The sequence below is a fragment of the Mesorhizobium sp. CNPSo 4689 genome (assembly GCF_057784325.1).
In genome coordinates, this window is the sequence record NZ_JBWLUZ010000027.1 from 40,421 (window position 1) to 52,834 (window position 12,414).

The 12,414-nt window shown below is 61.2% G+C and carries 10 protein-coding genes and 2 pseudogenes; 2 read left to right on the forward strand and 10 right to left on the reverse strand.

Annotation, left to right across the window (positions count from 1 at the left end; genetic code table 11):
* Positions 1–4: 4 nt before the first annotated feature.
* Together rpoN and AC04SI_RS25605 are read left to right on the forward strand one after the other, a co-directional pair.
* On the forward strand, positions 5–1,441 hold the full coding sequence (gene rpoN / locus AC04SI_RS25600) for an RNA polymerase factor sigma-54 (protein ID WP_488475111.1): 1,437 nt from the start codon (positions 5–7) through the stop codon (positions 1,439–1,441).
* 57 nt (positions 1,442–1,498) lie between these two features.
* On the forward strand, positions 1,499–2,716 hold the full coding sequence (locus AC04SI_RS25605) for an MFS transporter (protein WP_488475112.1): 1,218 nt from the start codon (positions 1,499–1,501) through the stop codon (positions 2,714–2,716).
* 21 nt (positions 2,717–2,737) lie between these two features.
* Here the strand turns inward: AC04SI_RS25605 and AC04SI_RS25610 are convergent, their stop codons facing one another.
* From AC04SI_RS25610 to AC04SI_RS25655, 10 genes and pseudogenes are all read right to left on the reverse strand, one after another.
* Positions 2,738–2,971 (reverse strand): hypothetical protein, encoded by a 234-nt coding sequence (locus tag AC04SI_RS25610; protein ID WP_488475145.1) that lies wholly within the window; start codon positions 2,969–2,971, stop codon positions 2,738–2,740.
* Positions 2,938–3,679, reverse strand: a pseudogene (locus tag AC04SI_RS25615) (ABC transporter permease); the annotation flags it as partial. The pseudogene AC04SI_RS25615 and the gene AC04SI_RS25610, both read right to left, overlap by 34 nt.
* A gap of 147 nt (positions 3,680–3,826) precedes the next feature.
* Entirely contained in the window at positions 3,827–4,447 is a 621-nt protein-coding gene (locus tag AC04SI_RS25620) for a nitrogen fixation protein NifQ (protein ID WP_488475113.1), read from the reverse strand.
* A 29-nt stretch (positions 4,448–4,476) separates the two neighbouring features.
* Positions 4,477–4,790: pseudogene (fdxB, locus tag AC04SI_RS25625) on the reverse strand (ferredoxin III, nif-specific).
* Between the two features lie 305 nt (positions 4,791–5,095).
* Complete coding sequence (locus AC04SI_RS25630; RefSeq protein WP_488475114.1) at positions 5,096–6,127, reverse strand: LLM class flavin-dependent oxidoreductase; 1,032 nt, start codon at positions 6,125–6,127, stop codon at positions 5,096–5,098.
* Positions 6,128–6,435: 308 nt separating this feature from the next.
* Entirely contained in the window at positions 6,436–8,037 is a 1,602-nt protein-coding gene (locus tag AC04SI_RS25635) for an SDR family oxidoreductase (protein WP_488475115.1), read from the reverse strand.
* A 226-nt stretch (positions 8,038–8,263) separates the two neighbouring features.
* On the reverse strand, positions 8,264–8,848 hold the full coding sequence (locus AC04SI_RS25640; protein ID WP_488475116.1) for a nuclear transport factor 2 family protein: 585 nt from the start codon (positions 8,846–8,848) through the stop codon (positions 8,264–8,266).
* 211 nt (positions 8,849–9,059) lie between these two features.
* Complete coding sequence (locus tag AC04SI_RS25645; RefSeq protein WP_488475117.1) at positions 9,060–9,266, reverse strand: ferredoxin; 207 nt, start codon at positions 9,264–9,266, stop codon at positions 9,060–9,062.
* Positions 9,267–9,306: 40 nt separating this feature from the next.
* Positions 9,307–10,524 (reverse strand): cytochrome P450, encoded by a 1,218-nt coding sequence (locus tag AC04SI_RS25650; protein WP_488475118.1) that lies wholly within the window; start codon positions 10,522–10,524, stop codon positions 9,307–9,309.
* Between the two features lie 1,484 nt (positions 10,525–12,008).
* Positions 12,009–12,413 carry a TroA family protein gene (locus AC04SI_RS25655; RefSeq protein WP_488475119.1) on the reverse strand — a complete coding sequence of 135 codons (405 nt, stop codon included), beginning with the start codon at positions 12,411–12,413 and terminating at the stop codon, positions 12,009–12,011.
* Between the last annotated feature and the right edge of the window lies 1 nt (position 12,414).

The window sequence follows — 12,414 nt, forward strand, 5'->3', positions numbered from 1 at the left end:
CACCATGCAATCCTCGGCAAGCCTGCTTCAGCGCCAGAAGCAATCCATGGTCGCATCGCCTCAACTCATTGAGTCGATTCGCTTGCTGCAACTGGCGCATACTGAACTGCATCAGTTCGTGGAGCGGGAAATCGAGAAGAACCCGCTCCTGGAATCCGCGTCAAACGACGGCGGACCTTTCGGCGACGTTTTGAATTCGGGAGCGGATCAGCCGATCGGCCCACGCGCAAACGCCGTTGACGGACCGACCGGGACCGGGTCGCCTGAACGGCTCGGGCAATGGAAATCACTTCGCAATACGACCAACAACCCGCCGAGTAATGGCCCTTCCCTCGACGAGTTTGCCGCCCTCCCCGAAACATTGCACGACCATGTCGCTCGTCAGATCGCCCTCACTGCGTTCACACCACAGGAGCGGCTGATCGCTGGCCAGCTTGCCGCTGATCTGGAAGACACTGGCTATCTTCGGGCAAACCTTTTGGAGCTGGCCGACAGCCTGAATGTCCAGCAGGCTGATGTGGAACGGGTTCTCGCAACCTTGCAGCACTTTGATCCACCGGGAATTTTTGCGCGAACTCTCAGTGAATGCCTCGAGATCCAGTTGCGCCAGCGAGACCGGTTCGACCCGGCGATGGCCGCTTTGGTAGCCAATCTTGGAATGCTTGCGCGGCGCGATTTTCAGGCATTGAAGCAGCATTGCGGCGTCGATGAAGAGGACCTTCTCGACATGTTGCATGAGATTCGTGCGCTCGATCCCAAGCCTGGAAACCGGTTCCAATCCGGAGCGTCGGATTCCATCATACCCGACGTCTGGGTCACGCCCTCACCAGGAGGCGGATGGCAGATCGAACTTGATCCGGCCACACTGCCCAAGCTGCTGATCAACCAAGCCTACTATGCCGAAGTCTCGCGTCACACCGTCCAAAATTCGAAAGATCAAGCATTTCTCAACGAATGCTTGCAAAACGCGAACTGGCTAATCCGCAGCCTCGATCAGCGCGCCAAGACGATTCTTAAGGTTGCGGCTGAAATCGTGCGCCAGCAGGAAGCCTTTTTTGAACATGGCGTCGCCCACCTGCGGCCTCTCAATCTCAGGACCGTCGCTGACGCGATCAGCATGCACGAGTCAACGGTAAGCCGGGTGACCTCGAACAAGTACATGCTTACCCCGCGCGGAGTGTTCGAACTGAAGTATTTTTTCACCGTCGCGATCGCCTCCTGCCAAGGCGGCGATGCGCACTCAGCCGAAGCTGTCCGCCATCGGATCAAAGCGATAATTGCCGCAGAATCGGCTGGCGACGTGCTTTCCGACGATGACATCGCTGTCCGGCTGAAGGAAACCGGCATCGACGTTGCGCGCCGCACCGTCACAAAATATCGCGAGGCAATGAACATCCCCTCCTCCGTGCAACGCCGCCGGGAAAGGCGCTTGTGGCTTTAATGTGGGTCAAGGCAGCCAACGTCATGTTGCAGTGCATCCAAAGTGGAGACTTCGTTCATGACCCAATCCGCGGCAGGCGTCATGGACGTTGTTGTGCACGACCCAGAAAAGCCCGATCAACCGTCTGGTCCCGCATGGGGTGCGGTCATTTCGCTTTCCTTGGGCACGTTCGGGCTGGTTACGGCAGAATGTCTGCCTGCCAGCCTGCTCACGCCGATCGCGCATGATCTCGGTATCACCGAGGGTGCGGCTGGACAGGCGATGACGGCGACCGCCATCGTCGGGGCGATCTCGGCGCCAACGATGGCCATCATCACAAAGCGCCTGGACCGCAGGATCGTCATGTGGGCGATGACGCTGCTGCTGATCCTGTCGGACGTTCTGGCGGCCGTCGCGTGGTCGCTGGAGGTTCTCCTGACGGCACGCGTTGTGCTCGGCATAGCGCTCGGAGGCTTCTGGTCGATGTCGGCAGCACTGGCGATGCGGCTCGTTCCAAGCCACCTCCTGCCGCGCGCTATGTCGATTATCCTCGCCGGCGTTTCCGTCGCTACCGTTTGTGCAGCTCCAATCGGCGCTTATGTCGGCGAGATCTGGGGATGGCGAAGCGCCTTCATGCTCGCCGCAGTCGTCGGCGCGGCTACACTGCTGGTGCAACTCATAACCATTCCGAGGCTACCTCCGGTTGGAGTGGCTAGCTTCCGCAGCCTGCTGGATGTGGCCAAGAATCCGACGATCAAGGTCGCGCTTTTGGTCATCCTGCTAGTCGCTTCCGGCCATTTCGCCGGCTTCACCTATATCCGCGTCTTCCTCGAGAAGGTTCCCGCGCTCGATGTCGAGACGATCTCGCTAGTATTGCTTGCTTTTGGCATCGGCGGCTTCTTCGGCAATTTAGCCGGCGGGCTTCTGGCCGAATACAGCCTCAAGGCAGTCGCGGCCCTGGCACCGCTGCTCATAGCGATAGCCGCTATCTCGCTGCTGACGGCGGGAGCATTGGCCTCGGCCTCGGCGATTGCGGTTGCCGCATGGGGCTTTGCCTTCGGCGCGGTGCCGGTGGGATTGCAGACGTGGGTAGTGCGGCTCGCCGCTCCCGAGCAGGCCGAAAGCGCTGGTGTGCTGATGGTCGCAGCGTTCCAAGTGGCCATCGCAGCCGGCGCGACCTTCGGCGGACTATTGGTGGACAATGCCGGGATTACCAGTGCTGTTGCCTACAGCGCGGTTACCACGTTCCTCGCCGCCCTGACAGTGTTCCTGCTCGGCCCGAAGCGCGAAACCTAGACCGCCTGACAGAAAAAGCCCTCAGCAGCGCAGCGCGACGTGAGATGCAATCGCATCAAAAGCGCGGCGCGATCCTCCGCACGTTACTTTGGCGGTTGCAGGCTTCGTTTCGCCGAGCGCATAGGCCGACTGGATCGCCGCCGCGTCAGCCTGTTCCGTGTCGGCCTCCGACGCCAGCGCCTCGCCGGCTTTCCCCTCCGGGCCATGGAGACCTTCGCCGCCAGACAGGCGAACATTGCCGGCACCGGTATCCATTTGGCGACGATGAGCGATGCCAGCGGGATGGAACCCTTGCCGGCGGTCATGTCCTTCACGAAGCCGGCATTCTGGGCGAGCGACAGGTACGCGCCGGCCATGCCCGTCAGAACGCCGGTGAAGATGCCGCGCGGTAGCGCAGCCAGTCACCGAAATGCCGGCGGTCGCCGACGGCGCGAAGCCTTAGGCCGAAGCGCGGGCGAAACAGCACCCGACAGGTGAATGGCACCATCAGGACGCGACATAGGCCAGCAGCGAATGCACCGAGATCAGGCCCGAGCACCGGCACGCCGCGCACCGCTTCGGCGCCGGGCAGAATGATCGCCTCGAAGCGCGAGTCTTCGGAAAGCGACGGCGCGCGCCCGCCCTGCCGGAACCAGGCCTGGCCGAGAATGACGGTGGAGCCGGCAGCGATGAAATTGATGGCGACGCCAGAGACGATCTGGTCGCCGCGATGGGTGATCGAGGGGAGCCGTGCACCAGCGCGAAAAACACGGCGGTGGCTACGGCGGTGCCCAGGCCGAGCCAGGCCGAGCCTGTAGCCGACGGCCGCCGACGCACCGGCAAAGCTGCCGGCCGCCTCTTGCCCTCCAGCCCAGTGTCGAAGACGCCGGCCCGCTCCGAATAGAGCCCGGCCAGGCAGGCGGGCAGCACGGAGAACACCGGTTGCTCGGCGGCGATGGTGCTGGTCGAGTCCTGCGCCGTCATTATCACGCCAACCGCCGAAGCGAGCATCGCGAGCAACCGGACAGCAGGCACAGCCTTCAAATCCTCGAAGGCTTCGGTTCGACATTCGACAAGAGACATATGGCGCGGGGCGACCCCTGGCGGCTTGCACGACTGCGAAAGCGGCTCTTAATCCAAGGCGATGCCGTTCTTGATCCGTGTGAGGCGGCTTTCGCCTTCCTCTGGGCCGAAGCAGCTTTCGAAATCATTGCATTCCCGGCAACTGGGCGCGCTGCACAGCGAAAAACCTTCGGCCTCACAGAGCTTGCGGTAAAAGTACTTCTTCCATTTCATGTTTTGGGTGTTGCCGGCCGCCAGCATCGGAAAATGCGAAGCAAGCAAGCGGCTGAGCTCGGCCCGATTAAAAAGGCCAAGGTCCTGCCAGAGATGGTCATTGTGCATGGCACGGCGGGCGATGATCGTAGCGAACCGGGCGCTCGCCGGGTCGCCCGGCCGGGCATACGCCAACAGCAGGCCGCGCAAAAGTTCTTCCTCCAGATCCGGCTCGGGCTCGCTCACCTCTTCCAAGGCAAACGCGTTGATAGGGATAGCAGGGAAACTGCGGGTCAGGACATTGCGCAGCTCGGCGCGCGAAAGGCCGGTTGCCTCCGTCGCCGTCGCTTCGCCGGCCTCGACCTCCTCGAGCGCACGGGAAAGCACACAGGCAAGCACATGCTGGTCGAACCCCCTCTCCACCTCGATCCGCGGCCATTGGCCAGTGCTGAGCCGGGCATAGTGTTGGGCAAACATGGTGCCGTTCTCCTGGTTATCCCATCAAGTCATGCAGCGACCCGGTCGGCCGCAACATGGGTCGGGCAGTTCTTCGGGCAGACGCGGGCGCAGGCTCCGCATCCAATGCAGCGGCCGGCGATGGTCGAGAACCCTGATCATGCGATCGAGCTCGCCGTCGAGATCGTATCCTCGCCGTCGCTGAAGCCGAGGATTTCTCCCGCATCACCGACGCCAGATGCATGACTCCGCGCGAGCAGACCTTGAGACAGCGGGCGCAACCGATCCAGGTCCTGCCATCGATAGCGGTCAGATAATGCGGCATCCGTCTGAAGCCGTCACGAGTGACGAAAGGGGGTGTCATCGTGAATTCGCCAACGCAAGCGAGCTCTTGCAGCTGCTGAGCGCCATGCCAGCGCCATGCTGAAGCGGCATCCTCACTGTGCGAACAGCAAGGTGAACGCTGCGCTCCGGCCGGAGGCCATAGGAACAGCGATTGAAGCCTGGGCAAGGCATGTCTAATCGAATCTTCGACCAGGTATTCCGAACCTATCGTGAGGCGGTAGGCTCCGTGCCCTGCTGTTGACCGCGCGCTTATGCCTTTTGAAACGATCAAGCAGCTGAGGTGAGCGTTCGAGCCGTGGGAGATTTCACCCCGGCATGAGCGAGCTACTTGTTGATCGCTGGAATGATCTTGTCTCCCCAGAGCTCGATCTGACGCAGCATCGTCTGTTGGTCGAAGTCCCCCAACTGGGTCTGAATTGCGATCTGGTCCGGTTTCAAGATATCGATTTCTTGTAGGAGGCGATCGATCACGCGATTCACGCTGCCGACCGGCAGGTTCTGGCGCATGGTCTCGAAAGAAAGATCCTGCTGCGTCGGCGTTTCCTTTAGCAGATAGCCATCCAGGCTCTGCTGGCGGCGCTGATGCAGTGCTTCAGACAGCCGGCGCTGGAAGCGGGCATTGTCGAGATAGCTGTTGATCTCAGCCTCGTCGTCGCTGGCATAGCAGCAACGCAGCAGTGATATCTTGGCGTCCGTGACGTTCTTGCCTTCGGCAGCCGCCACCTTCTCGATTGCTTCGCGCAACGTGCTCAAAGTCTCCGAGCCGTTGTGGAATGCTGTGACGAAAAAATTGTGTCCCTCACGATAGGCCCGGGCCATGCGCGCGATCCCGCCGGCGATCCAGATCGGCGGGGTCGGCTTCTGGAGGGTTCGCACCGAAATCGCCGTCGGGGGTATGTTCTCATACTGGCCGTGGTGCTCGAAAATGTTTTGGTTGAGGCCCTTGAGAAGGATGTCCAAGTATTCCGAAAAGACGGTCGGCGCCTCATCGATGTTGACACCGAAGCGCTCGAACTCGAATTGCTGGTATCCTGAGCCGACGCCGAGCTCGAGGCGGCCGTTCGCAACGATGTCGGCGAATCCGATCTCGGAAAGCAGGCGCTGCGGTTGATAAAGCGGCAGCACGCAGACGGCAGTGCCAAGGCGAATGGTGCTCGTCACGCCGGCGCAATGCGCCACCATCATCAAGGGCGAGGGAATGAGGCTGTAATTGTTGAAGTGGTGCTCCGCAAACCACGCGGTATCGAAGCCGGCCTGCTCTGAAACGACGGCCTGTTCAATGGAGTTGCGGATAACACTCTCGCACGACTGATGATAGCCGCGCTGGGCGGCCAGGATGAAGGTCGCGAATTCCATGGTGTTTCCTTGTTTACAGAGGGAGTTTGCCGATTAGGAGGATGTGCTGGGCACGCGCACAAGGCATTGGCCGCGGTGTCGATCCAGCCCTTGGCGGCGGCGTGGCCTTGCGGCCCCATTCGTTGGTTGCAGGCGTATGGAGCGGTTGGAGCTGCTTCGACAGCGATGAGGACGGTGGCTTTCGTCATCGCCGAAGATGACATCTTCGCTCACTGCAGTGCGGGCGCCGCGTGCAGCCGGACCCTGAAGCCTTGGACGTCCTCGGCTTTTCGATGAGCCGCAGTCCGTCGTCTGTGGAAAATCGGCAGTCAACACCCTGCCTCCGCAAAATACTCGTTATCGAGTTCGCTGGCGTTTCCCGCATCACCGAAAGTGGTCCAGCCGCCGTCCACGTAGAGAATGGAGCCGCTGACATACGAGGCGGCAGACGAAGCCAGGAAGAACGCGGCCTCAGCAACGTCTTCCGGCTGTCCCATCCTACCCATTGGAATGCGTCGTCCGATCGTTGCCGTATCGATGCGGCTGACCTTCGCCAACTGAGCAACGCCAGGCGTGCGGATGTAGCCAGGGGCGACGGTGGCTGTCCGAATGCCAATCGGCCCGAGTTCGGCCGCCATGCATCGCGTCAGTATGTCCATCCCGGCCATGGAGGCGCCATAGGCATGGTGCGGCACGAACGGCAGAAAGCTGCAGATCGATCCGAGGTTGAGGATCACGCCGCCAGGACACATCGCCTTGATTGCCTCGCGCGCGCAGGTGAAGGCGGCGGTAAGATTGACATCCAGGACGTGTTCGATGTGTTCCGGCATTTGTTCGATTCCCGACAAAAAAGTGTCGGCGACAGCAGCACCGTTGACGAGGACATCGATGCGCCCGAAGCGTCCCCGCAGTTCCTCGAACAGCGCCACCACCTCGCCCTCGACGGCCACGTCCACGCATTTGGCCGGGTTCTTGCCGCGGAGCCACGCAGCCAGCTCTGCCGCTGCAGCGCCATCTCTGTCAGCAATCACAACGGTATCGCCGTTTGCGGCAAAACGGCGAACGACGGCCGCGCCTATGCCGCTCGCGCCCCCCGTGACGAGCACGATCCGCGTATCGATGCATTCGGGCGGACAGCAGAGTTCGGCTTGGGGCGTCCCATCGACCGGCGGGTGCGCATCCCCCGGCTGGTTAAATGACATCCAGCCTCCGTCGACAGCCAGCACCGAACCGGTGATGTAGCGGGCCTGCGTGCTGGCTAGAAAACGCACGGCGAGGGCGATCTCATCCGGGCGCGCCAAGCGCCCCAGCGGCACGCGGCGGCGCACCGCCGCGAGGTCCATATCGCCAGCGCGTTCCAGTTCCGAGACCATCGGGGTGCGCACGTAGCCCGGCGCTACCGCCGTCACGCGAATGCCGCGAGAGGCCCACTCGCATGCGAGCGACTTCGTCAACGAGATCAGGCCCGCTTTCGAGGCAGCGTAGGCGTTGCGCTTGGGATTGCCGACGATCCCCGCCATCGAGGCGACATTGACGATGACGCTGCCCGGCCTCATGCGCCTCGCCGCTTCACGGGCCATCACGAATGGTCCAATCAAATTTACTGCCAGAGCGAGGCGGAAGGCATCGACACCGGTGTCGACAGTCGCAGCCATGGTGGGTCCCGTCGCGGCGTTGTTGATGAGGACGCTGATGTGCGCGAACTGTACTTCAAGTCGACGGTAAAGCGCGAGAACATCCTCCTCCCGCGAGACGTCGCACTCGAGTCCGAGGTGCGGGTGGCCGAGACCACGGGCCAGTTCAATGACGCCGCTGCCAGGAAGGTCTACCGCAACGACTGTGTCGCCATCCCTGGCTAGAATTTCGACCAGGGCACGGCCGATCCCACCCGCGGCTCCCGTGATGAGGACGATGCGTCCCGTCTGCATCATGAACACTTCCCTCGCGCTCCCTCAGCGATCTCAGCCCATCAATTTTGAGCGACAAAATGATGCGTCGAGCTAAAGCAGCCAGTCCGCGCGACGGCCAGTTGCAGACCTGGATAGACGGCGCGATGGCTCACGCCGCCGCGGGGCAGAAAGGGAATCCTATTTGGCGCATCCTCACCGGGCAGTCTGTCGCCGTGATCGCTGTGGCATTGCAAAGTTGTCATAGCCTTTACTCCCCACGGCCGACGGCTCTCGCGTTCGAAGTCTCTGAAAGGTCATGGCGAGAAGGAATGCGACGCTTGCCAAGCGTGTAGACCGGGTCGTTCGGATGTGGTGCTCCAATCGGCCTTCGCGGGCCGAACCGTTCTGCCTCGCCGACCGCTGGTGGGATCTGCTCCTCGAGCCAATCGTAGACAACTGTCCGTTCGGCAATCCGCCACTCCCCTTCCCTCTTCTGAAACAGATCGCAGTAACGGCCGCAGAGGAGCGTCTGGCGTACTTCTCCGTCTCTGTCCGGTCCGCGTTGCAGCGCGGTGAAATAGCTCTCGACCGCGGCCTCTGCCGAGCTGATGAATTCGATCAGGATGTTCGTGATGTGATGGATGTTGCGGGGTCCGGTCTTGAAGACACCGAGCGCAAACCTGATAAAGCCCTCTGCCGAGCCGCAATAGGCCCCGTGATTGTCATGCGCATCAGGCCAGTACGCGCTGCGCAGGGCCGCTTCATCCGCGCGGTCTATCCCGCGGCAGTACCGATAGAGGCAGTCGCGGATCCGCTCACGGTCGAATAGTTCGGTATTTTTCGTCTGGTCCATCGGCTCTGTCGCAAATTCTGAGATTGGAAGAGATGTTTCGCGAACCACCGCCCTGCCGTTTGGGCATCAAGGGAGCACCTCGATGCCGGAGATGCCCCGTGCCGCAGGTGGGCGAGGAGGGTGGTGGGACATGGGTCGCCTGCCATCTCCTCCAGTGTGCGGTCATCGTCGACGCCATTCTAGCTCGACTGTCGGTTGAATGACGTCCGGTTCAACCCGTAGCGGGTGTACGGTCGAGTTCCAGCGCACGTTCGGGGCAGGATCGCGCGCCTCGCGATGCAGGCAGTTCCTCCCCTTCCGCAACTTGAATGTCACCGGGCAGGATGTAACCCTCGTCATCAAGCTTGAAGATGTCCGGCGCTTGCGCCGCGCATCGCGCGTGACCCTGGCATTTGGCATTTTGGACGATAATGCGCATGGCGCTGCCTCCATTGTCTGTGCCCCGGCGCGGGGCGGGCCTAGGACCAGTCCAGGATCAAATTTTCGATCCCGAACACATGGCCGCCAGAGGCGATGGGTGCCGTACCCTTCTTGATACGGAAGGTCGGGATGCGCGCCAGCCACTCCTCCAGGCCAATGACAATCTCCCGCCGGGCAAGGTGTGAGCCAAGGCAACGGTGGGGACCGTAGCCAAAGGCGGCGTGGCGGTTGTCCTCTCGCGCCAGATCGACCGTGTTGGGGGATTCGAATTCCGCCGGGTCGCGATTTGCAATCATCGTGGCGCAGGAAACATAGTCCCCCTTTCGGATCGGCGCGCCTTCAAAGTCGATATCTTTCGTAGCCACCCGAATCAATTGAATGGGCGGATAGGCCCGCAGCAATTCTTCGGTTGCGAGCAGGATGCGGTCCGGTTCGCTGCGCAGCAGTTCCTGATCCTTGGGGTTGCGCGCTAGATAAGCCAAGTCAAAGCCTATAGCTGCTGCGACGCTATCGAGTCCCGCGACGAATACAAGCACTCCGATGCCACGGATCTCCTCGTTGGTCAGCCGGCGGCCCTCGACCTGTGCCTGCACGATGAAGGTCATGAGATCGTCGACCGGCTCCTTGCGGCGATTTGTTGCAAGTTCATCGATGAAAGTCACAATCTTCCGGGCAGCCACAGGTCGTTTCACATCGTCACCGTGGAGCAGATCTTTCGCCCAGCCGACAAATGTATCGAGTCCCTGATCCGGCAACCCCAGAAAGCGAAGGAAGATGCTGACTGTGAACGGAAAGGCAAAATCCTTCATGACGTCGCAGCTTGTGCCCGATGCGACGATCCTTTCGATCAGCTCGATCGCCCGCTCGCGGACAGCCGGCTCCAACACCCTCACCCGCTTTGGCGAAAGCAGCGGACTGAGTAGTGAGCGAAATGCGCCATGGGCCGGTGGATCGAGCTCAAGCGGGATCGTCGGCCAGGTTTCACCCAGTATGGAGGAGAAGATGCTGCGATGGCTGGAAAAAGTTTCAGGGTCCTGCAGCACCTTACGCTGGTCTGCGGCGCGGGTTATGACCCAGGTGCCCCGGCCATCTTGCGTGTTGTAGGGGGAATAAAAGATCGGCGGCCCGTCATGGGCGCAAGCGACAGCTGCGTGTGGATCCCCGTTGGGTGTTGGTGGCATGCCTGGCGATGTGAACAGGCTGAAGTCTCTCACCATTTCGGGCGGGACATGATCTGGAACGGGGTTGGTCGTCATTTTTGCTTCTCTACATCAGGCGTTCATGCGCTCCATTGAGATCGCACCGCTGTTCATAAAGTCCTTTACCAGTAGGGATACGTCCCGGCTCAGGCGCCTTGAAATTCTGTGCGCGACACAGCCCACCTGCGCACCAGCGCGTATGAGATCGGTTGCGAATTCAATCAGAAGGGGCATCTCCGTCGCGCTGCGGTCATAAAGCATAGCCGCCGCTTATCACCGTTTGGGTTAGAGACTGGTCAATCACCGCTGAGCTCGTGACGCACTGCTGACGCCCCGCTGATAAAATTGTCGTAGCAAGTCGCGTGCCGGATAGGCGTACCGATGCCGCTGCACAAGCGATGCCCAGCTTGCACTGGGCCCGCCGCCGTTAAGTTGATGACCACCTGTCCATCATTCTTAGGACAACGTCCGACAACCGACATCCACGGTCGGTTTTGTCGAGTCCGCGACACCGGGCTGTTCGGCCTGGCTTCTGCTGCACTTGATTTAAGCCATTGCGTCGATGGCCTGGCGGGTGATGGCGAGCACACGATCGCCGCGGAGATGAATGAGGAAGAGATCGCGGGCTGCATGAGGTCGAGGTTCGCGATGCCAAGGGCAGGCCTGAGACGCGGTCGAAATCAAATACCGCCGCATCCATGTCCTGCCGCCGATCGGCAAACAGAAGCGCTATCCCGCGCTCGACCTCACGTGCTGTACGCCCAGGAGCGTGAGGACCCAAAGCATCGGCCAAGGATCGGCTGGAAGCTGGTCACCGACCTGCGCCGTGCATTGCCACGACGACTCGCGAAGCTCGACTGGTAGGCCATGCGCTGGAAGATCGAGACCTTCCACAAGATCCTGAAATGCGGTTGCAATGCCGAAGAGGCACGGCTGCGAACTGCCGGGCGCTGGAGCTCATTGCTGTCTTCTGCATCCTGGCTTGGCGGGTGTTTTGGATGGGATCAGGCGTGCGTTTTATCTTTTCTCGCCTTTGGCTGATGGGGACGGGCCCGCAGGTGTTGCCGGGCGCCAGCGTCGGAAAATGCGGGCAAGCAGGCGGCTGAACTTGGCCCAATTAAAAAGGCCAAGATTCTGCCAGAGATGGTCAGCCGCCGTACATGCTGATCAGCGTGCGGACTATGCCAGTGGGTCGAGGCGATGGAGGGGTTCGCGAACAGCTCGTCCTCCGAGATCGGCGCCCCGGCATTCTTCATCGGCAGGATCACATCTGGCCTGGCAGTGACGATACCTCCTCGGACATCTGCTTGTAGCCGGAGAGACCCTCGACCGCATTGACAGCTTGATGATGGCCTCGCCTGCTGTGTCGCTGCCCGCGGCAAAGATCTTGCCGTCTTGCGCCGGCAGCACGAACGCTATGCGCTTGCGTTCCTTGATCGATTGCGGTCTGCTTTTTCGGCTGCCTTCAGCTTTGCATCCATCTCGACCGCCAACTTTTCGGCCTTTGGCATCGACGCTGAGCGCCTGGCAGACGACGCGGATCATTCAAGGATGCCTTTATGGCGGTGGTGCTCGGGCAGCTCGATGAAGGGCCCGATCGATTTCGTCAACACAACGACCGCTTCCTTCGCGCCCTTGCCATGCAAGGCCCGAATGTTGGACGGACTGACCGACAGAACACCCTCCGCCGGCAGCTGACGCATGTAGCCGACATCGGGTACCTTCAGCGTGGCTTTCGGGTAGTAGCTCGTCGAATTACGAGCGACGAGATGACTTTCCTCGCTAAGCGCGTAGACGATCTCGGTGATCGAGCCGCCGATCGGGCGATCCGTGACGGATGGGAAAGGGACAGCTATGCCCTCAAAGGCCTCGGCAGGCAAAGCGACGGCCAGCAGAACGAAGAGCACCGGCGCAAGCGCCGAATGAAAACGGAAAACAACGTGCATT